Below are 20444 nucleotides of genomic sequence, written 5' to 3' on the forward strand. Positions count from 1 at the left end.
AGCGCCATGAGGATATAAAAACATATTGACAGCAGGCAGGAGGATAGAGATGGCAGAGCTCACGCCCATGATGAAGCAGTATTTTGAAGTAAAGAACCAGAACAAGGATTATATCCTGTTTTATCGTCTGGGTGATTTTTATGAAATGTTTTTTGAGGACGCCAAGCTGGCCTCCCGCGAGCTGGAGCTGACGCTGACCGGCCGCGATTGCGGACAAGGTGAGCGTGCGCCGATGTGCGGCGTGCCGTTTCACAGCGCGGAGAGCTATATCGCCAAGCTGGTGCGCAAGGGCTACAAAATTGCGATTTGTGAGCAGATGGAAGACCCGAAAAAAACCAAGGGACTTGTTAAGCGCGAGATCGTGCGCCGCATCACACCGGGCACGGTCGTTGAAGCGTCTATGCTGGACGAGAACCGCAACAATTTTCTCGGCTGCATTTACGCCGGGGCAGCGGGGATCGGCGTGTGCTTTACTGATATCACGACTGGCGCGGTATATGCCACCGGCGCGGCAGAGTGGCGCAGCATCATCAGCGAGCTTGCCCGTTTCTCACCGCGCGAGGTGCTGGTCGGCGGCGAGGCTGCTGTCTCGGAGCCACTGGTCTCCTTTTTGAAGGAGCGCCTGGAAGCTTTGGTCGAGCCGATGCCGGAGGAATGCTTTGACGCACAGCGCGCGAACGAGCGTATCACTACCTATCTTCACCCAACGGAGCGTGACGCTGCGGCGCTGTCCGAGCTGCCGCAGACTGCCTGCTGTCTCGGCGGTCTGCTCGCTTATCTGGAGCAGACTCAAAAGGCCAGCCTTGCCGGTCTGAACCGTTTGGATGTCTACCGGCAAGGGCAGTACATGGAGCTTGACCTGAATGCGTGCCGCAATCTCGAGCTGTGCGAAAATATGCGCACTAAGGATAAAAAAAGCACGCTGCTTTGGGTGCTCGACCGTACCAAAACCGCGATGGGCAGCCGTTTGATACGACAGTGGCTGGAAAAGCCGCTGTATGATCCGCTGGCGATCGCGCGGCGGCAGCAAGCGGTCGGCGCGCTGTGTGATGAGATGATTACGCGCGCCGCACTGATAGATGTACTGAAAAAGATGTTCGATATGGAGCGTCTGATCGGCCGCATCACATATGGCACGGCAAACGGCCGTGACCTGCGCTCGCTCGCCTGTACGATCGCGTGCCTGCCGGCGCTTTGCGAGCAGACGGCGCTGTTTGGCCAGCCGCTGCTGCGTGAGCTGACCGCAAACATCGACCTGCTGGACGATGTCCGTGCGCTGATCGAGTGCGCCATCGTCGATGAACCGCCATTGCTGCTGCGGGAGGGAGGACTGATCCGTCCCGGCTATAAGGAAGAGATCGACGCGCTGCGCGACCTTGCATCGGGCGGCAAGGATAAAATTGCCGCCATTGAGCAGCGCGAGCGTGAAAGCACTGGCATTAGCAAGCTGAAAATCGGCTACAACCGCGTATTCGGCTATTATATTGAGGTCAGCCGTGCCAGCGCCGAGTTGGTACCCGCGCACTATATCCGAAAGCAGACGCTGGCTAATGGCGAACGGTACATCACAGAGGAGCTTAAGGCGCTCGAAAGCACGGTGCTTGGCGCGCAGGAGCGCTTGACCACGCTGGAATACGATGTGTTTGTCGAGGTGCGCGACCGCATCGCGGACGAGGTGCATCGTGTGCAGTGCACGGCGCAAGCGGTCGCGGCGATTGACGTGCTGTGCGCGCTGGCCGAGGTCGCGTGCAGCAACAACTATGTCTGTCCGACAGTTGATTGTTCAAGCCGCATCGAGATCCGAGACGGCCGCCATCCGGTAGTGGAAAAAATGCTGGCGGACAGCCTGTTCACCCCAAACGATACCATACTGGACGGCGGGGAAAACCGTGTTGCCATCATCACAGGACCCAATATGGCGGGCAAGTCCACCTATATGCGGCAGGTGGCGCTTATCACCATCATGGCGCAGATCGGCTCGTTCGTACCAGCCTCGTCGGCGCATATCGGCGTGGTCGACCGTGTATTCACCCGCGTTGGCGCATCGGATGATCTTGCCACCGGCAGATCGACCTTTATGGTCGAGATGAGCGAGGTGGCCGACATCCTCCAAAACGCCACCCGGTCGAGCCTGCTGATCCTCGACGAGATAGGCCGCGGCACATCGACCTACGACGGCATGAGCATTGCCCGCGCGGTGATCGAATATGTGGCCGATCCGCGCAAGATCGGCGCGCGTGCGCTGTTTGCCACCCATTACCATGAGCTTACCGTGCTGGAGGATATGGTCGACGGCATCAAAAATTATAACATTGCCGTCAAAAAACGCGGCGATGATATTACTTTTTTGCGCAAGATCGTGCGCGGCGGCGCAGACGACAGCTTTGGCATTGAAGTGGCAAAGCTCGCCGGAGTGCCTAACGCGGTCATCAAGCGCGCCAAGGCCGTGCTGGACGATCTGGAGGCGACCGTGCCCAAGCCTGCGCTTCGCACAGTCGATGAGGAGGAGATACCGCAGATGACGATAGACACCCTCTCCGGCAGTGCGATCGCCGACCGGCTGCGCGCGCTGCAGATCGACACCATGACACCGATCGAGGCGCTGAATGCGCTGTTTGAGCTGAAAAAACTGCTGTAAAGGTCATTGTGCCAGATAAACCGTAGACCACAAGCTTGCAGCCGCACCGACAAAAAACATATGCTGTCACAGCTGAAAGGAGGCTGTTTTGGCAATCATACAGGAACTCTCCCCGCATTTGGCTGATCTGATCGCGGCAGGTGAAGTTGTCGAGCGACCGGCATCGGTCGCAAAGGAGCTGATCGAGAATGCAATCGACGCAGGCTCGACCCGTATCACGGTGGAGATAGAAAACGGCGGCATCTCCTATCTGCGCGTAGCGGACAATGGCTGCGGCATGTCCGCCGAGGATGCGCCCGTCGCCTTTCGCCGCCACGCGACGAGCAAGCTGCGCACCGAGGCCGATCTGGCCGCGATCGGTACGCTCGGCTTCCGGGGCGAGGCGCTCGCCGCCATCGCGTCAGTCACACGCATCGACCTGTTCACGCGGCAGTCGGGCGCAATCGCCGGGCAGCACCTGCGTCTGGAAGCGGGCACAGTGCAGACACAAGAGGAGGCTGGCTGCCCGGAGGGTACGACCATTGTGGTGCGTGACCTGTTTTTCAACACGCCCGCACGCATGAAATTTCTCAAAAAGGATTTCACCGAGGCGGGTTACATCCTCGGTGTGGTGCAGCATGCCGCGCTCTCCCATCCGGAGATTGCCTTTTCGCTCATCCGGGACGGCAAGCAGGTATTTTCGAGCGACGGCAAGGGTAAACTGCTCGCACCGGTTTTCGCGGTGTTCGGCAAGGAACTGACCGCCGATATGCTCAAAGTGCCGCGAAGCGAGCACAGCGGCATGACTGTACACGGCTATATCGTCAAGCCCCACGCCGGACGCCCCAACCGCTCGATGCAGCACTTTTTTGTCAACGGCCGCTATATCAAAAGCCGTTTGATGCAGGCAGCGCTTGAAGAAGCCTATCGCAACGCGATGATCACGGGCAAATACCCCTCCGGGGCGGTCTTTTTGGAGCTGCCGCTGGCTGCGGTAGACGTAAACGTCCACCCTGCCAAAACTGAGGTCAAATTTTCTCAGGAAAAGCCGGTATTCGAGGCGGTGTATATCGCCTGTAAGAATGCGCTGGCGGCTGGGGATAACATCCCGCGCCTGACGCATCAGGAGAAGCCCGCCGCCGCCCGCCCGCGGGAGGACAATCTAACGCAGGCGCAGCAGCGGTTTGCTGTGCCTTGTGCACAAACCACCGCCGAGATGCCGGCTTCCGCACCGCCGCAGATATGCAGCACAATGCCCATGCTCGAGGATTTTCTTGTCGCTGTGCCGCCGCGCGCGGAAAAAACACGTCCGCTGGGCGGGACGGCTGCCGCGCCGCCCATCCTGTACCGGGAGGGCAAAAGCTCAGACGGCCTTGCCGCCCGACAGGCCGGAACATCTTCGGCAAATGCAGCGGTATCCGCGATAGCGCGTGTCCCTGCACCGGTCGAATCAGCGTCTGCGCCGCCCGAACCGCCCGTGCTGGAGGCGCTTGACACCGGCGCTCGTGTAATCGGCGAGTGCTTCCAGACTTATATCCTCGCGGAAGACAGCGATGGGCTAATCCTGATCGACAAGCACGCCGCACATGAACGCATGCTGTTCAACCAACTGCGCGCACAGACCGATATGCCGCAGCAGGAGTTGCTGACACCTGTGATCGTCGAGCTGACCGGCGAGGAGTCGGCTGCCATCCGCGACCAAATCGACGAGGTGCGCGCCGCTGGTTTTGCGATAGACGGCTTTGGGGAGCACAGCTTTGCCGTGCGCAGCGCACCTGCCTATCTCGACAGCGGCGATATCCGCAGCGTCATCAGCGAACTGGCGGACAAGCTGATGAACAGCCGCGCGGCCACACCCGACCGTCTGGACGATCTGATCCACACAGTGGCATGTAAGGCCGCGATCAAGGCGGGCAGGGCAAGCAGCCTTGCCGAGCTGCAAGCGCTGTGCGACCGTGTGCTGCACGACGATACCGTGCGCGCCTGTCCGCACGGCAGGCCGACCACCGTTCGTCTGACCAAATACGAGCTGGACAAGCTATTCAAGCGTGTCAATCAATAGGGGAGAGAGCATGGAAAACCGTCTGATCTGCGTCTGCGGGCCAACGGCCAGCGGTAAAACCGCGTTGTCCGTTGCGCTGGCCAAACAATTGCATACCGAGATCATCTCGGCCGATTCCATGCAGCTCTACCGCGGGATGGACATTGGTACCGCAAAGCCGACAGCGGACGAGCGGCAGGGCATACCGCACCATTTGCTGGACGTGTGCGAGCCGACTGAGACATTCTCGGTCGCGCGCTATGTGGCCTTGGCGGATGCTGCCGCGCAGGATATCCTGTCCCGCGGAATGACGCCCATCGTTGTCGGCGGCACGGGGCTATATATGGATGCGCTGATCGAATGCAGCATCTTTTCAGGTGACGATATGGATCTGACTGTGCGGCAGAAGTATCAGCGCATGGCCGCCGAGCAGGGCAACACAGCCGTGCATGCCCGTCTGATGCAGGTCGATCCCGAAAGCGCGCGGCAGCTGCATCCCAACAACCTCAAGCGTGTCATTCGCGCGCTTGAGGTGTTCGAGCAGACCGGTATGACGATCGGCGCGTTCAACCGCCGGAACAAACGCCCCGCGCCCAAGTATCAGGCGGTCAAGCTCGGTCTTTGTCCGGCAGACCGGCAAGTACTTTATGATCGAATCGACCGCCGCGTAGAGCAAATGCTGCGGGAGGGACTGATCGAGGAGACCCGGCGCCTGAGGGACAGCGGCTGCCTGACCGGTACAGCCGCGCAGGCCATCGGCTACAAGGAGCTGCTCGGCTATCTGAGCGGGCAAGCTCCGCTGGCGGAATGCGTTGCGCTGCTCAAGCAGCATAGCCGCAATTACGCCAAAAGGCAACTCACATGGCTGAAAAGAGATGGCAGTATCCACTGGATTTACTATACGGCGCAGGAAGAACTGCCTGCTGTCTTACAGGAAGCGACAGAATATCTGCAAAATCACGGTGTACAATAATTCCATAAAATGTAAAACATTGGAGGAATCATCATGAGAAACGAATTTAACTTACAGGATCGTATGCTGTGCGCGCTGCGCCGTCAGGGTCAAAGCACGACTCTCTTTCTGACCAACGGCTTTCAGATGCGCGGTGTCGTGCGGGGGTTTGACAATTTTGTCGTCCTACTGGAAAGCGACGGCAAGCAGCAAATGATTTACAAACACGCGATTTCGACCATCATTCCGCAGCATCATATTGATCTTTACACGGATACGCGCACGGAATGATTACATACGAGGTCAGATATGGACGAAGAAAAAGATTATAGGCGAACCCGAAAAATACGCCGCTTTAACGGTCGTCCGCTGCTGGTGATCGGCGCGGCACTGCTCGTGCTGTATGTCGGTACACAGGTCGCATCCGCCTTTTCCACCGGCATACAGACGGTACCTGCCGCCCGCGTGACTGTGAACGACAGCTTCACGGCTACCGGCTGGTTTTTTCGCGATGAGGTATCGGTCACCGGCAGCAAGAGCGATTCGATCAAGCATACGGTTTACAGCGGCGAGCGCGTCCAGCAGGACGCGCCGCTTGCCACTGCCTATGCGGACGAGCAGGCGCTTGCACTCAGTCGTGAGCTCGAGCCGCTGCTCAATCAGATCGGTCCGCTGAGCACGGCGCTCCAATCCGCAGGCGACGGCTCGGATGCCGCCAAGCTCGATCAGCTGATCGCACTTTCGCTACAGCAAATGGCCGAACAGGTCAAGGCGGGTGCGGGCGCGGCGCTTTCGTCCTCGGCTGAATCGCTGCGCACGCTTTCGCTGCGCCGGGAGGCAGGCAGTGTGGATGCGGCGGCGCTGCGCAGCGAGCGTGACGCACTCACCGCACAGCGGGACGAGCTGCTCCGGCAGCTTGCGGGCCGGACACAGCAGCTTACCGCGCCGACCTCGGGTTATTTTTCCGAGATCATTGACGGATATGAGGATATATTGACGCCCGAAGCGCTGGATGACCTGACGGTCGACCGTTTTCACGAGCTGCTCGGCAGCCGGAAAACGGCCAATGTGGACGGAACGCTCGGCAAGATCATACAAGGCTTCAGCTGGTATCTGGTCGCTGAAGTCCCGGTCGATCAGGCGGACAGGCTCAGCGAGGTACTCGAGCAGCGCAGCGACAACAATCAGGACACGGATATTCGCGTCGGTTTTACGCAGGCCTCACTTGAGACGCCGGTGAACGTCTATCAGATCATTAAGCAGCGCGACGCGGATACCGCACTGATCGTACTGGAAGGCTCGGATTTTAACAGCGAAATGGTATCCATGCGCAGCCAGCCGATCGAGATCATCCTCGGCACTTATACCGGGCTGAAAGTGCCCAAGCAGGCGGCGCGCATGGTCAGCGACGGCAAGGGCGGCGAGACTCTTGGCGTATATATTCTGAGTGGGTCGATACAGAAAGAAAAAACGATTAAAAAGCTGTATGAAACCGACACATACTATGTCGTACAGCAAAGCGCGACCGATGTTGGTGCGCTGGTTGCGCAGGATCAGATCATCGTGCGCGGAAAAGACCTGCAAAACAATATGGTGGTGAAGACATGACCGAACAGGAAAAGACAGCGCTGCGCGACCGCATCCGTGCGGTGCAGGAGCGCGTAGCGCAGGCTGCCGTCAAGGCGGGGCGCTCCCCGGAGGATATCACACTGGTGGCTGCCACGAAAATGAACGATGCCGCACGTGTGCAGGCGGCGATCTCCTGCGGTATCCGCGTATGTGGAGAAAACCGTGTACAGGAGCTGCTAGATAAATATGCGCAGCAGGCTTATGAGGGCGCCGATCTGCAGTTTATCGGCACCCTGCAGACCAACAAAATCAAGTACCTGATCGGCAAGGTGTCGCTGATCCAGTCGGTCGGATCGGTACGCCTTGGTGAAGCAATTGCCAAAGAGGCCGCAAAGCATGGGGTGCGGCAGGATGTTTTACTCGAGGTCAACATCGGCAGGGAGGCAGCAAAGAGCGGCCTGCTGCTGGAAGAATTGGATGAGGCGATTGCACGTTTAAGCGCAAAAAATGCGCTTTCTATCCGCGGATTGATGGCAATTCCGCCTGTTGCAGATGAAAAAACAAAGAATTTAAGCTATTTTACTGAAATGCACCAAGTATTTGTTGACATTTTGACGAAAAAATACGATAATGTAAATATGGACTATTTGTCGATGGGCATGACAAATGACTTTGAAACAGCGATCGCCTGCGGCGCGAACATGATTCGCGTGGGAACGGCGATTTTCGGCGCGCGGTCATACCAGACCGCTTCGCCCTAAAACATAAGGAGGAACTGGCATGGGTTCGATCAAAGGCTTCATAGATTGGGTAAAAGGCGAAGATGTGGAGGACGAGTATGAGGAAGAAAAGCCCCGTCATCGCAATGAAGAGCCTGTCGTGAGCAGCACGCCTTCGGCTTATGACAGTGTTCTGCACGACACCGCTTCGTCTTCCCGCAGGGGTAACAAGGTCGTCAATATCAATGCGACTACGCAATTGGCGGTCGTGCTGGTCAAACCGGATCGCTTTGAAAGCGCGGCCGAGATCGCCGACCACCTGAAGGATAAGCGCACGGTCGTGCTCAATCTTGAGCAGACCAATAAGGATGTTGCGCGCCGTCTGGTCGATTTTCTCAGTGGTGTGGCGTATGCCAATGAGGGCAAAATTAAAAAGGTGGCCAACAGCACCTATATCATCACCCCGTACAACGTGGATATTATGGGCGATCTGATCGATGAGCTGGAAAGCAGCGGAATGTATTTTTAAGGTTGGTTTGTTGTGTTGCATATAGTTATTTTGCGGTTTGTGGCTTCGGTCGTTCGCTGCATGGAATTTATGTTTTTTGCCCGCGCGATCATGTCGTGGTTCCCGCAGGGACGGGGCTCGAAGATATATGAGTTTCTGTATATGGTCACCGAGCCGATCATCTTGCCCTTTCGGCATTTGACCGAACGGATCAGCGCCCTGCGCGGCATTCCATTTGATATTCCTTTTCTTCTGGCATTTTTCAGTTTGGAACTGGTTTTAACGCTGCTTTACCGCCTTTGACGTGCGGCCAAGCGCGATGGTCGGGCAACGTCCGGCCATTTTCCCATACGCAAGGCATAGATAACAAAACGGAGGATAAAGACACATGACGGTGCAGGAAATTCAGGATATCGGCTTTGAAAAAGCAGTTTTCGGCGGCTATGATATGAAATCCGTCGATACATTTCTTGAGCGTGTCGCAGAGGAGATTTCAGCGATGCAGAAGGAAAACGCCTCGCTCAAGGCCAAGATGAAGGTACTGGTCGAAAAGATAGAGGAATATCGCGGTATCGAGGACGGTATGCGCCGCGCGCTGATGAGCGCACAGACGATCGCGCAGGATACGATAGACAAGGCCAAGGCAGAGGCGGAGCAGATCGTTGCGGCTGCCAAGGATGAAACCGAAAACAAGGTCAAAACCGCGCAGGATGAGATCGAGCTGGAGGAGCAGAAGCTCGAGACCGCGCGAAAAAACACGATAGAATTCATCGCCCGTGTCTCCGCTGTGTATCAGGCACAGGCCAAGGCGCTTGTCGAGCTGGCCAAGGGAGAAAAGCTCGTCCGTCAGCAGGCCGAGCCACAAGCGGAGACCAAGCAGGCGCAGCCGACTCCCGCCGCTGCGCCCGCACAGGAAAGCGTGGCGGCACAAGCACCCGAGCCGCCGCAGCCTGAGCAGGCGGATGCGCCCATAGAGGACGCGACCCGCAAGTTTGATTTCGGTGAGCTGAAGTTCGGCGCCGAATACGACCCGAAACAGTGAAGGAAGAAAGCACGAAGCGAAAGGACTGACACGACAAGATGTCGCAGGATTACAACAGCACGATCAATCTGCCAAAAACCGAATTTCCCATGCGCGCGGGTCTTCCCAAACGGGAGCCTGCCTTTCTGGAAAGCTGGGAGAAGGACGACCTTTATCATGAGCTGATGCGCAAGAACGAAGGCAAGCCGCTTTTCGTTTTGCACGACGGCCCTCCGTATGCAAACGGCAATCTGCACATGGGCCATGCGCTCAATAAAATACTCAAGGATTTTATCATCCGCTCGCGTAACATGATGGGCTTTCGTGCACCCTATGTCCCCGGTTGGGACACGCACGGCCTGCCGATTGAGCGTCAGGCCATCAAGGTCTATGGCATGGATCGTGAGCGCATGTCAATAGCGGCGTTCCGCTCCAAGTGTGAGGAATTCGCTCATAAGCATGTGGATACACAGCGCAGCCAGTTCAAGCGTCTGGGCGTGATCGGCGACTGGGAGCGCCCTTATCTGACCCTGTCCCATGATTACGAGGCTGCTCAGATCGAGATTTTCGGTGAGATGGCCAAAAAGGGCTATATCTACAAGGGGTTGAAGCCAGTTTATTGGTGTCCGCATGATGAGACCGCGCTGGCTGAGGCCGAAATCGAATATCAGGACGAGCCATGCGCATCCATCTATGTCAAATTCCGCGTGACCGATGACAAGGGCGGCAAGCTCACCGCGCTCACCGGCTCGCTGGACAATGTATACTTTGTCATCTGGACTACCACCACTTGGACACTGCCGGGCAACCTTGCAATCTCGCTCAACCCCGACTTTGCATATGATCTGGTTAAAGTGCCCAACGGAGAGGTCTATATCCTCGCCAAAGAGCTGGTCGAGTCTGTCATGCAGGCCGCAAAGATTGACTCGTGGGAGGTCATCGGCACGCTGTCCGGCGCGGAAATGGAGCTGATGCGCACTCAACACCCGATCATGGATCGTGAAAGCATCATCGTTTGCGGTGACCATGTCACGCTGGATGCCGGCACCGGCTGTGTGCACACCGCGCCCGGCTTTGGCGCGGACGACTTTGCCGTGTGCCAGAAGTACGACATCCCAATCATCGTCCCGGTCGACGGTAAGGGTATAGCCACCGCGGACGCGGGTAAGTACGCCGGCATGTACTACGAAAAATCTACCCCGGTCATTCTGGACGATCTCAAGGCCTGCGGCGCGCTGTTGGCGGTCGAGGATATCGTGCACAGCTATCCGCATTGCTGGCGCTGCAAAAATCCGATCATCTTCCGCACAACAGAGCAATGGTTCTGCTCAGTCGATGCGCTCAAGGACGACGCAGTCAAGGCATGCGAGGGCATCCGGTGGATCCCCGGCTGGGGTGAGGAGCGAATGACCTCGATGATTCGCGAGCGTTCAGACTGGTGCATCTCGCGTCAGCGCGTATGGGGTGTGCCCATTCCGATCTTTACCTGCAAAAAGTGCGGCAAGCCGCTGGTCAATGAGCAGACCATCCAGATTGTTGCCGACCTGTTCCGCGAAAAAGGCTCCAACGCATGGTTTGACATGCCCGCGTCGGAGATTTTGCCTGCCGATATCCAGTGCGCCTGTGGCTGCGGCGAATTTGATAAAGAAACCGACACAATGGACGTGTGGTTTGATTCCGGTTCGTCTTGGCGCGCCGTGATTGAAAAGCGGGAGGGGCAGGCGACCCCGGTCGATGTCTATTTGGAGGGCAACGACCAGTATCGCGGCTGGTTCCAGTCATCCATGCTGACCTCGATCGCCACGCAGGGCAAGGCGCCGTACAAGACTGTTATCACACACGGTATGATCGTGGACGAAGAACGCCAGAAGATGTCCAAATCGCTGGGCAATGGCATTGCGCCCGAGGACATCCTGAACCAATACGGCGCGGATGTCATGCGCCTGTGGGTCGCCTCTGCCGATTACCGGCAGGATATGCGTATCTCCAAGGATATGCTCAAGCACCTGTCGCAGAATTATCTGAAGATCCGCAACACGGCGCGCTATATCCTCGGCAATCTGTTTGACTTTGATCCCAAGACCGATGCAGTGGCCTATGCTGATATGCCTGCGCTGGATAAGTGGGCGTTGATGAAGCTGAACGATCTCATCGCCAAGGTGCGCGGCGGGTATGACTGCTATGAGTTCCACACTGTGTTCCATGCGATTCACAACTTCTGCGTGGTCGATATGTCCAATTTCTATCTGGATGTTATCAAAGATCGTCTGTACTGCGATGAGACGAGCGGCCTTAGCCGCCGCGCCGCACAGACCGCCATCTATCGGATACTCAGCGCGCTGGTTCGTATGATTTCGCCAATCCTGTGCTACACAGCGGATGAGATTTGGCAGGCCATGCCGCATGAGGCTGCGGACGATGTTCGCAATGTTGCGTATAATGAGATTCCTCAGGCTGACGAAGCGTTCTCGCTGTCCGAAGCTGACCGCGCAGTGTGGGCTAAGCTGACGGCCTTCCGGGATGACGTGAACAAGGCACTTGAGGGCGCGCGAAACGAAAAGGTGATTGGTAAGCCGCTTGAAGCGAGCGTTACTGTGTTCGCTGATGCAGAAGCGGCTGCGCTGCTTGGCGACAGCGGTCAGGACTTGGCTGACCTTTGCATCGTCTCCGCGCTTTCGGTTGTGGAAGGCGAAGGCGAGGGCATGGACAGTGAGTATTATCCGGGACTGAAGATCGCGGTCAAGCGCGCTTCGGCAGAGAAATGCTTGCGCTGCTGGAAGCAGTCCACTTCCGTGGGGTCGGACTCCAAGCATCCCGCTCTGTGCGCGCGCTGCGCCAAGGTCGTGGACTGAATGAAAGAGGGAAGGGGAACAGAACCTGCTTCTGTTCCCCTTTTTTGAGCGATAGGAGTGGAAAGCAATGCTTTGCTATATCATTGCCGCACTGTTGATGATCCTTTTTGATCAGGCGGTCAAATATTGGGCATTTACCGTGCTGCAGCCACAGCATACCATGCCGCTACTGGAAAACGTATTCCATTTGACCTATGTGGAAAACCGGGGTGCGGCTTTCAGCCTGTTTGCTGAATGGAATTCCCGCTGGCTCTTTGTGGGATTGGCAGCTGTTATCACGGTCGCCATCATAATCGCCTTGCGCCGGGATATCATGCAGACGGCGCTCGGCCGCTGGTCGCTGGTGCTGATCGCCGCCGGCTCGGTGGGCAACGCGATCGACCGCGTTGTGCACGGCTTTGTTGTCGATTTATTTGATTTTCGACTGATCCACTTTGCTGTATTCAATGTGGCTGATATTTTCATTTGTACAGGCGCAGTACTATTCATGCTGTATGTGTTGTTTCAGCATAAGGAGGCGGGCGACGGCCATCCCACCCAAAGCACACCAGACGATCACACAAAAAATGGCCAAGGTGGCAAAGCGGTATGACAATGCGCGCATTATCTATATCTGCGCGGCAGGAAGACGCGGGTAAAAGAGTTGACACTTTCTTGTCGGAAACCATCGAGGGATTGACACGCTCCGCCGCGCAAAATCTGCTGACCGAGCAAGCAGTGACCTGTAACGGTGTCCCTCTGAAAAAAAATTATAAGCTGACCGGCCATGAATCTCTGTCTGTTATCATGCCTGCGCTGCGCGAGGTCGATTTAACTCCAGAAGATATCCCGTTGGATATTATATATGAGGATGCTGACATTATCGTTATCAACAAGCCGCGTGGCATTGTCGTGCATCCAGCGGCTGGTAATTGGTCAGGCACCCTGGTCAATGCATTGATGTTCCATTGCGGGGACAGTCTGTCCGGTATCAATGGCGAGCACCGACCGGGTATCGTGCACCGTATCGACAAAGATACCAGCGGCCTGCTTGTTGTGGCCAAGAACGACGCAGCGCACCAAAGCCTTGCCGCGCAGATTGCTGCGCACACGGCACGCCGCGAATACGAGGGCATTGTGGTTGGCTCTATCCGGCAGGAGGAGGGGATGGTCGACAAACCGATCGCCCGCCATCGGACAGATCGCAAAAAAATGGCGATTGTGGAGGAAGGACGCCCGGCGGTCACACATTACAGCGTTATCACGAGGTTTCACGGCTATACCCATATGGCATTTCAGTTGGAGACGGGGCGAACTCACCAGATCCGTGTGCACATGGCTTCGATCGGTCATCCGATCATCGGCGACCCGGTATATGGTCTAAAAAGGGATCGCTTTGCTGATATCGGCGGGCAGTGTCTTCATGCAGCCCGGCTGACGCTGACCCATCCGCGAACCAATGAAGTGATGACTTTTACGGCACCCTTGCCGCAATATTTTCAAAATATTCTTGAAAAATTGGGGAAAATGCTATGAAAAAATTTGAAGGTATGCTGCTCGCCTGTGATATGGACGGCACACTGCTCAGCAGCGATTTAACAATATCCCGTGCAAATCAACAGGCTCTCCGCTATTTCACGGAGGAGGGGGGACGCTTTATGCTGTCCACCGGACGCGCGCCGCGCGCGATCCGTTTTTATCTCGATCAGCTGCCGTTCAATACGCCGTATAGTCTGCTCAACGGGTCGCTCATCATGAGTGAACAGCATCAGGTGCTGCGCTGCGCTGGTATGCCGGAAAAGACAAAGGAACTAATCGACGCAGTATTGTCAAAATTTCCACAATTTGGTTGCGAGATCTTTCAAGGTGACCAGATACTCATTCGGCAGATGAGTGATGTCACGGCGCACCATATTGAGGTGCTGCAGCTCGATTATACACCGGTTACGCAGCAGCAGCTTGGCTCTACCGCGCAATGGTGCAAGATCAATTTCACCGGCCCGCAGGAATCCATGGATGCACTCCATACATTTCTCGCGCCATATAGCGACCGCTTTTGTATCTCATCCAGTATGCCGACATTTTGCGAGATCACCGCGCACGGTGTGCACAAGGGTTCGGCCATGCTTGCGATTGCAGCCGACTGCGGCATCGACAAAACGAATATTTATGCCGTTGGAGACAGCCATAACGATGAAATGATGCTCCGCGCGGCACAGATCGGCTTTGTTCCTAAAAATGCAGAAAACGCGATTCGCTCGATAGCAGACGTTGTCGTTTCCGACAACGATCACAATGCTGTGGCAGATGCTGTTAAATATATCGAGGCACATCTTTGCTAATGTGCCTCGTTTTCCCTCCCCTTAATTATACAAAACTTTTATTTTGTATAATTAAGTATACCAGATTTCAGTATGCATGATTTCCTGAAAATATCGGTATCACGCACTTCCCTCCAAATCAACAACCACGATCTCAGGTGGATTGAACAGTCGCAGCCGCCAATCTACGACAAGACCGCATCCGACGATCTCAACCATCGAATCCGTCCGATAGATGCCACCGGCATATTTCGGAAAAAAACCTTGACCCGGTGCGACCAATCCGTTCAGCAGCGGCGGAAATCGGAATTGTCCACCGTGTGCATGGCCGCTCAACACCAGATCGAACGGATGCGCTGCATATTCCTCAAAATACTCTGGCCGGTGCGCCAACAAAACCGTATACCGTTCAGGCGGCAGATCGTCAAACGCACAAAGATGGCTGATGTACGCATCACGGCTCCCATAGGAATGCGGCTTGTGTACGCCGCTCGCCGCCGGATCTTCCACGCCGCAAAGAATCAGCTCTACACCGTTGACCGAGACCTGCTCACGCTCATTTTGTAGCACGCGGATGCCATATGCTGCAATCGACGCAAAAGTATTCTCGGGCGCGGCCGACCAGTATTCATGATTGCCCGACACATAGAAACACGGTGCAATCTCAGTGATCCCCTTCAGCAAAAGTGCCGCGCCCCGCGTTGGCTGTCTGTCATCAACAATATCTCCGCAAAGCAAAATCAAATCTGGATCGGCATCCCTGATTTTGTTTATCAACGGCGATTGATCTTTTCCAAATACACAGCTATGCAGATCGGACAACATGACCAGCCGCACACGCTTCCCTGCCGGCAGTTTCGATGATGTGACGATGTAATGGCGCTCGGTCAGCACGCATTGTACGCTTGCGATTCCTATGCCGAGCAGGCAAAGTAATCCTGCCGACAGCAGTCGTTTGTGCTTCATTTATCCCCTCCTGAAAAAATACCGGCAATAAAAAGGGGGCACAGTTCCCTTGCCCCTCTCTTTTTCTTCAGTTGATTTGCTGCTTATGATGGAAGTCGATCTGCTTGGATTTGATAAAAGAGCTCAGCTTTTTGTAAGCCAGCATGGTTATCAATGTAAGAATGCCGCCTTTGATTAGGTTAAACGGCAACACACCAAGCAGCAGATAACCCTGCATACCGGTCACATACGGGTTGACAGCCGTGCAGGCCGCGAAAATTGCCTCAAGCGGCATTACTTGCGCATAAAACGGAATGAGCAGGAAATAATTCGTCAGCATGGCGATGCACGCCATCGCTAATGTACCGAGCAGACAGCCCATAACCGCCATTTTACGTGACTTATGTGCGCGATAGACCAGAACGGCCACAATCACGAGCGAGGAGAGCATCAAAAAGTCTGCCAGCTCACCCGAGCCGCCGGTCTGTGTCTGAAACAAATGAATCACATCCTTAATGCCAATCATCGTGATCGCCGGCCCGATACCGAAAATAAACGCACCGATCAGCACGACCGCACCGGACAGGTCGACCTTGAGAAACGGTGGCATGAACGGCAGCGGAAATTCCACATACATCAGAATGGTTGCAATGGCGGCAAAGATAGCCGTATAGGTGATTTTGCTTGTTTTTGTCATGAAATTCTTCCCCTTTTCGGGTTCTGTTGCGTTGGAGGCATAAAAACACCCTCGGATAATCATCCAAGGGCGCGCAGACGTATCAAATACATCTGTTTCTTTCATCCGGACTATGACCGTCGGTCGGGATTCACACCCGTCATGCCTTGCGGCTCGCAGACTATCGGAGGAACGCTCCGTATACTGCCGGTGGAGACTTTCACTCCGCCCTGAAACAGAACCTATCAATTTTCTACATTCATTATAGAGCAGAATGCTCCGTCTGTCAATCCCCATATAGCATAGTCTCGATCTCCTCCCGCATATCACATGCGTTGATGCAGTCGAGCAGCGCATTTGCGCTCATATGCTGGGGCAATCCGAGCTGCGCCAGCAATGCGACGCGCCGTACCGCGCTGTCCGTCCTACCGGACAGTCCCCACGCATACAAGTCCTGCTTGGTGACCGGTATGCTGCCCGGCTGCTCGTTTTGCGGCTGGTCGATGAAGGTCGCGCCCGCCCGGTGCAGCGCTTGTATCAGGATCGCGGGCGTCATGCCCTCAACGCCCAGTTTACCTTCTTTGGAGACATGTCGCTTGCGCCGCTCCTTCCCTGCAATATCCGGGATATACGCCTGCTTGATTCGGTCGGCCGGCAGCGCCCCTTTCAGATATCCGCGGATGACAAAACCCGCGCCGTCGCTGTCTGTCAGGATGATAAGCCCACGCCTTTGCGCGACACGCCGCAGCAGCGTAAGCTGCTCCTTATCCTTGAAAATACGAAAGCCGCCAGTCTCCAGCACGATGGTATCGACCACCTGCTTGATCGTATGCACATCATAGCGACCTTCCACTAAAATCGCCTCACGAATACGGATCATCCACTCCCCTCCTTCAGCGCACTGGCCAGTGCAAGCAAGGTCAGCTCTATCTGTTTTTGCCGGTCAGCCGCACTGCCCTTGAGCGCGGCGTCGGTCTCTCCGCAGAGTGAAGCTGCGCGCCGCAGCCAACCCAGTGGTACACGCCGCGCCGCGTTTTGTATCTGCCGCGCATAATACGGGGATTTGGAGCCGATCAGTTCCATCAGCATCTTCTCCCCTCCCTTTGCGGCTGCGCACAGTTTGGCGGCGTAAAGCCGCTGAATATGCCGCGTGATGGTGGTGAAAATCATGACCTCATTGTTCTTTTGCGCAATCAGCTCACCCACCAGCTCAACTGCGCGGTCAAACTTACCGGCTGTGATCGCATCTGTCAGATCGAATACAACCGCATCAAGTACCGGTGAACAGACCGCGTCAATGTTGTATTTGCGTATCTCACCCGTAGTCGTGTGGGCGGCCGCCTTTTCGATCTCCCCCGCCAGATTGGTCATCGAATTGCCGCACAGGAAGATCAGATATGCAGCATCGTCCGGTGTGATCGAACGACCGAGCGCGCGGGCACGCCGCTCGATCCATGCAATAAGCTCCCGTTCCTCCAAATGGGTAAAATCAATATAGCAGGCGGTCTTTTCCAGCAGCTTGTACAGCTTGGTGCGCTTATCAGGCTTGCCGTCCAAAACATCGTAATAGAATACCATGCATACATAGTCAGGCAGTTCGCCAAGCATCGTGGGCAGCTGGTCGGCAAAACCGGCGGGTGGCTTGTACAGATCAAAATCACGCACAAGAATCAGCTTGCGCTCAGCCATAGCCGGATAGCTGTCGATCGCTTCGGCCAGTTGTTCAGGCAGCAGGCTTTTGCCCTCGTATTCGATCAGATTGAAATCGGCAAAGGCCGGGTCGATTACACGCTTTTTCAGTTCGTTCAGGTAATACTCTTTGAGATAGGTCTCATCCCCATAGAAAACGTAAAGCTGGGCAAATGTCCCCTCTTTCAGATCGCGGAGCAGGCGAGCCTTGCCCGCAGGCTTGCTTTTATCTGCCGCCATTATGCGCTTGCCCCCTTCGTATAGTTTTGCTGTATCTCGCCGGATATGTACGGGCTGCGCACCGGTACACCCTCATATGAGGGCATAAAACCGGCATAACCAGCCTGAATCACGATGCGCTCTGCCTGCGTGGCCGCCAACGTCCTGCGCAGCAGTGCGGCGTCTGACAGGTTTCGCTCAGAAAGCACAAGCTCGGCAGCAGCATAGCGCTCACCGCTGTCCCAGAAAGCATCCAGCTGCTTTTGCGTCGGGCTGTGCAGCACCAACACCTGCTCATCAATCAGCACGCCCAGCTTGCCCTCCACGACAGGAAACAACGTAATCGGCACGACGGATGACAGCACCTGCTGCTTTTCTGCCACGATTTTAGGCGAAGCCGCTCGAACCCGGGTCAGCAGCTCCTTGTTGTTTTTGCTCTCTTTACTGCCGTCCGGTATCCAGATCTCACTCACCTCGACCTGCTCCAACAGTGTGGGCAGATCGCGCGCGTGACCTTTATCGACCGCAGTCAGCACCAGCGCATCCACCCTATCATAGCCATGCCAAAGCAGCCATTCCCGCACAGCGGCGGCAGCGTCGCGGTAGCCGCCGTCACCCGCGCAGTCGATCAGCGTGACGTAGCGGGACGAATCCGAAACAAGTATGGCCTGCCCGTTGCCGCAAGGCAGGTAGGTGACTGAAAAATGCGTTTGCGCATAGTACGCACCCGACACTATCAAAGCGGCCATAGCAAGGCCAAAGCAGGGCGCGGCAATGCGCCATTTGACGCGCTTTCCGGCAATCAGCCACAACAATAGCGCCGCAAAGCAAACGAACATCATCGCAGCCGAGAATCCATCGGTCCCGTGCAGCTGCCCAAACGGCAGATCAGCGACCCAGCCCGCCACGCCCAGCATATATCCGAGCAACGGACGCAGCACGGCGGCAAGTACCGCTGCCATAGGTATTGCAGCCGCTGCCAGCACGCAGAGCAGCAAGCCGCCGATGAAGCAGACCGCCGTCACCGGCAGAACCAGCAAATTACTCAGCACAGACAATACCGACACATGGCCGAATGAGGTCAACACAATCGGCGCGGTAAAGAGCATGGCGCAAACCGAACAGGACAGCGCACCCACCACGAGCGCGGCCAGCTTTTTCACCGGCTTTGCGCAGGCAGCCAACGGTCTTGTCAGCCGCCGCTGCATCCGGTCAGCGAACAAAATCAGTCCAAGCGTGGCAGAAAACGACAGCTGCAAGCTCAGGCTTGCGATCGAGTATGGGTTGATGAGCAGCAGCGCCCCCAACGCAGCGCACAGCGAATTGAGCGTATTCGCCTCTTTGCGCAGCAGAAACGCCGCAGCAGGAATCAGGTACATCACAGCCGCGCGAATGACCGATGGTGACGCACCGGCGACCGGTACGAACAGCAAAATCAGCGGTATAGACAAGTACGCGCCCCATTTCCGCCCGAGCAGCAGATAGCAAAAGCCAGCGAGAAAGCCGATGTGCAGACCGGAAACGGCAATCAAATGGCTTAGTCCGGCAACACGCAGCGAAAGTGCATCCGCTTCAGACAGGGTGCTCTTGTCCCCGAGCAGCAGGGCACACAGCAGTCCGGCCTCACGCGGCGGGAGCGCCTGACGAATGCTCTCACCGCAGCGGCGCGCGATGCGCTGCGGCAGAAAACGCAGGCTGTTTCGTCGGCTGTCGAGTAATGCAAACCGGGTGGGATTGCCTGCCTCGTCCTTATTATAGGATGAGGTGATAAAGCAGCCGTTTGCCGCTTGATAGGCCGCGCGGTCAAACCCCTCTGTGTTGCCGGCGATGTAAAATCCAAGGCTTACCTCGATTCGGTCGCCCGCCAGAAGCGGGGTATCTGTCGGTGGCAGATAACAAAGCGTCCGCACAGTGCCCGGCAGCCTATCGTCATTGTCGAGCAGCAGCTCGGCGCGCTGGCTATCGTCGTATACGGTCGCATCCTCCAGCACCGTCGCGGTGACGACCATGTTCCGGCCGTTCAGCGCGCGGCACGGCGCAGCTACGAGCCGGTCGAACGCGGCCAGACCGGAAAGCGCGCCCGCCGCCGCTGCCAGCAGACAGAATACGGTAAACATCTGCCGGTGCTGCACGAAAAGTCCCGCGCTGAGTAAAAACAACCCAAAAAGCAGGAGGGAAAGATACAGGTTGACAGGCAAGCCCAAACAGACCGCCGCATACAGTGCGACAGCAGCGGCAGGCATCAGATAAACCAACGGGCGTGCAAACAACGAGCATCCTCCTCTCCTTTGACTGTCAGAAAAAAGAAGTGGCACGGTTTTGTGCCACTTCTAAGG

General features: G+C 56.2%; 18 protein-coding genes and 1 riboswitch. Of the genes, 13 read left to right on the top strand and 5 right to left on the bottom strand.

Annotated features, from left to right (window positions below):
• Window positions 1-49: 49 nt before the first annotated feature.
• From mutS to MR935_RS00160, 13 genes are all read left to right on the top strand, one after another.
• Window positions 50-2638 carry a DNA mismatch repair protein MutS gene (mutS, locus tag MR935_RS00100; protein WP_290569955.1) on the top strand — a complete coding sequence of 863 codons (2589 nt, stop codon included), beginning with the start codon at window positions 50-52 and terminating at the stop codon, window positions 2636-2638.
• 88 nt (window positions 2639-2726) lie between these two features.
• Window positions 2727-4679: a DNA mismatch repair endonuclease MutL gene (gene mutL / locus MR935_RS00105; RefSeq protein ID WP_290569957.1), complete on the top strand. Its 1953-nt coding sequence runs from the start codon at window positions 2727-2729 to the stop codon at window positions 4677-4679.
• Window positions 4680-4689: 10 nt separating this feature from the next.
• On the top strand, window positions 4690-5631 hold the full coding sequence (gene miaA / locus MR935_RS00110; protein WP_290569959.1) for a tRNA (adenosine(37)-N6)-dimethylallyltransferase MiaA: 942 nt from the start codon (window positions 4690-4692) through the stop codon (window positions 5629-5631).
• Window positions 5632-5661: 30 nt separating this feature from the next.
• The gene (gene hfq / locus MR935_RS00115) at window positions 5662-5901 is read left to right on the top strand and encodes an RNA chaperone Hfq (RefSeq protein ID WP_290570015.1); all 240 of its coding nucleotides are present in this window, start codon (window positions 5662-5664) and stop codon (window positions 5899-5901) included.
• An 18-nt stretch (window positions 5902-5919) separates the two neighbouring features.
• On the top strand, window positions 5920-7218 hold the full coding sequence (locus MR935_RS00120) for an HlyD family efflux transporter periplasmic adaptor subunit (RefSeq protein ID WP_290569960.1): 1299 nt from the start codon (window positions 5920-5922) through the stop codon (window positions 7216-7218).
• The gene (locus tag MR935_RS00125; protein ID WP_290569962.1) at window positions 7215-7940 is read left to right on the top strand and encodes a YggS family pyridoxal phosphate-dependent enzyme; all 726 of its coding nucleotides are present in this window, start codon (window positions 7215-7217) and stop codon (window positions 7938-7940) included. Before MR935_RS00120 ends, MR935_RS00125 begins: the two co-directional genes overlap by 4 nt.
• 19 nt (window positions 7941-7959) lie before the next feature.
• The gene (locus tag MR935_RS00130) at window positions 7960-8427 is read left to right on the top strand and encodes a cell division protein SepF (protein ID WP_290569964.1); all 468 of its coding nucleotides are present in this window, start codon (window positions 7960-7962) and stop codon (window positions 8425-8427) included.
• Window positions 8428-8487: 60 nt separating this feature from the next.
• Entirely contained in the window at window positions 8488-8709 is a 222-nt protein-coding gene (locus tag MR935_RS00135; protein ID WP_290570017.1) for a YggT family protein, read from the top strand.
• Window positions 8710-8794: 85 nt separating this feature from the next.
• The gene (locus MR935_RS00140; RefSeq protein WP_290569966.1) at window positions 8795-9448 is read left to right on the top strand and encodes a DivIVA domain-containing protein; all 654 of its coding nucleotides are present in this window, start codon (window positions 8795-8797) and stop codon (window positions 9446-9448) included.
• 38 nt (window positions 9449-9486) lie between these two features.
• Window positions 9487-12279 (top strand): isoleucine--tRNA ligase, encoded by a 2793-nt coding sequence (ileS, locus tag MR935_RS00145; RefSeq protein ID WP_290569968.1) that lies wholly within the window; start codon window positions 9487-9489, stop codon window positions 12277-12279.
• Window positions 12280-12346: 67 nt separating this feature from the next.
• Window positions 12347-12871, top strand: coding sequence for a signal peptidase II (lspA, locus tag MR935_RS00150; protein ID WP_290569970.1), 525 nt, complete (start codon window positions 12347-12349; stop codon window positions 12869-12871).
• Between the two features lie 2 nt (window positions 12872-12873).
• Window positions 12874-13794, top strand: coding sequence for an RluA family pseudouridine synthase (locus MR935_RS00155; protein ID WP_290570019.1), 921 nt, complete (start codon window positions 12874-12876; stop codon window positions 13792-13794).
• Window positions 13791-14600 carry a Cof-type HAD-IIB family hydrolase gene (locus MR935_RS00160; RefSeq protein ID WP_290569972.1) on the top strand — a complete coding sequence of 270 codons (810 nt, stop codon included), beginning with the start codon at window positions 13791-13793 and terminating at the stop codon, window positions 14598-14600. The genes MR935_RS00155 and MR935_RS00160 overlap by 4 nt, the downstream gene beginning before the upstream one ends.
• A gap of 99 nt (window positions 14601-14699) precedes the next feature.
• On the opposite strand, the gene MR935_RS00165 is transcribed toward MR935_RS00160, so the two are convergent.
• From MR935_RS00165 to MR935_RS00185, 5 genes are all read right to left on the bottom strand, one after another.
• The gene (locus tag MR935_RS00165) at window positions 14700-15545 is read right to left on the bottom strand and encodes a metallophosphoesterase (protein WP_290569974.1); all 846 of its coding nucleotides are present in this window, start codon (window positions 15543-15545) and stop codon (window positions 14700-14702) included.
• A gap of 67 nt (window positions 15546-15612) precedes the next feature.
• On the bottom strand, window positions 15613-16221 hold the full coding sequence (locus MR935_RS00170; RefSeq protein WP_290569975.1) for an ECF transporter S component: 609 nt from the start codon (window positions 16219-16221) through the stop codon (window positions 15613-15615).
• Window positions 16222-16310: 89 nt separating this feature from the next.
• Window positions 16311-16442: riboswitch (FMN riboswitch) on the bottom strand.
• A 44-nt stretch (window positions 16443-16486) separates the two neighbouring features.
• Window positions 16487-17080: a toprim domain-containing protein gene (locus MR935_RS00175; protein ID WP_290569977.1), complete on the bottom strand. Its 594-nt coding sequence runs from the start codon at window positions 17078-17080 to the stop codon at window positions 16487-16489.
• A complete protein-coding gene (holA, locus tag MR935_RS00180; RefSeq protein ID WP_290569978.1) occupies window positions 17077-18129 on the bottom strand; it encodes a DNA polymerase III subunit delta in 1053 nt (350 codons plus the stop codon). Before holA ends, MR935_RS00175 begins: the two co-directional genes overlap by 4 nt.
• The gene (locus tag MR935_RS00185; protein WP_290569980.1) at window positions 18129-20378 is read right to left on the bottom strand and encodes a ComEC/Rec2 family competence protein; all 2250 of its coding nucleotides are present in this window, start codon (window positions 20376-20378) and stop codon (window positions 18129-18131) included. Before MR935_RS00185 ends, holA begins: the two co-directional genes overlap by 1 nt.
• Between the last annotated feature and the right edge of the window lie 66 nt (window positions 20379-20444).

This window comes from Agathobaculum sp. (assembly GCF_022775115.1).
GTDB lineage: Bacteria > Bacillota > Clostridia > Oscillospirales > Butyricicoccaceae > Agathobaculum.

Bases quoted from the DNA above. Each gene is read 5' to 3' on its own strand.
- MR935_RS00140 (WP_290569966.1), top strand. From the start codon at position 8,795: ATGACGGTGCAGGAAATTCAGGATATCGGCTTTGAAAAAGCAGTTTTC.
- mutS (WP_290569955.1), top strand. From the start codon at position 50: ATGGCAGAGCTCACGCCCATGATGAAGCAGTATTTTGAAGTAAAGAAC.
- ileS (WP_290569968.1), top strand. From the start codon at position 9,487: ATGTCGCAGGATTACAACAGCACGATCAATCTGCCAAAAACCGAATTT.
- MR935_RS00155 (WP_290570019.1), top strand. From the start codon at position 12,874: ATGCGCGCATTATCTATATCTGCGCGGCAGGAAGACGCGGGTAAAAGA.
- MR935_RS00160 (WP_290569972.1), top strand. From the start codon at position 13,791: ATGAAAAAATTTGAAGGTATGCTGCTCGCCTGTGATATGGACGGCACA.
- MR935_RS00135 (WP_290570017.1), top strand. From the start codon at position 8,488: ATGGAATTTATGTTTTTTGCCCGCGCGATCATGTCGTGGTTCCCGCAG.
- MR935_RS00120 (WP_290569960.1), top strand. From the start codon at position 5,920: ATGGACGAAGAAAAAGATTATAGGCGAACCCGAAAAATACGCCGCTTT.
- MR935_RS00175 (WP_290569977.1), bottom strand. From the start codon at position 17,080: ATGATCCGTATTCGTGAGGCGATTTTAGTGGAAGGTCGCTATGATGTG.
- MR935_RS00125 (WP_290569962.1), top strand. From the start codon at position 7,215: ATGACCGAACAGGAAAAGACAGCGCTGCGCGACCGCATCCGTGCGGTG.
- MR935_RS00170 (WP_290569975.1), bottom strand. From the start codon at position 16,221: ATGACAAAAACAAGCAAAATCACCTATACGGCTATCTTTGCCGCCATT.
- lspA (WP_290569970.1), top strand. From the start codon at position 12,347: ATGCTTTGCTATATCATTGCCGCACTGTTGATGATCCTTTTTGATCAG.
- MR935_RS00130 (WP_290569964.1), top strand. From the start codon at position 7,960: ATGGGTTCGATCAAAGGCTTCATAGATTGGGTAAAAGGCGAAGATGTG.
- MR935_RS00165 (WP_290569974.1), bottom strand. From the start codon at position 15,545: ATGAAGCACAAACGACTGCTGTCGGCAGGATTACTTTGCCTGCTCGGC.
- miaA (WP_290569959.1), top strand. From the start codon at position 4,690: ATGGAAAACCGTCTGATCTGCGTCTGCGGGCCAACGGCCAGCGGTAAA.
- holA (WP_290569978.1), bottom strand. From the start codon at position 18,129: ATGGCGGCAGATAAAAGCAAGCCTGCGGGCAAGGCTCGCCTGCTCCGC.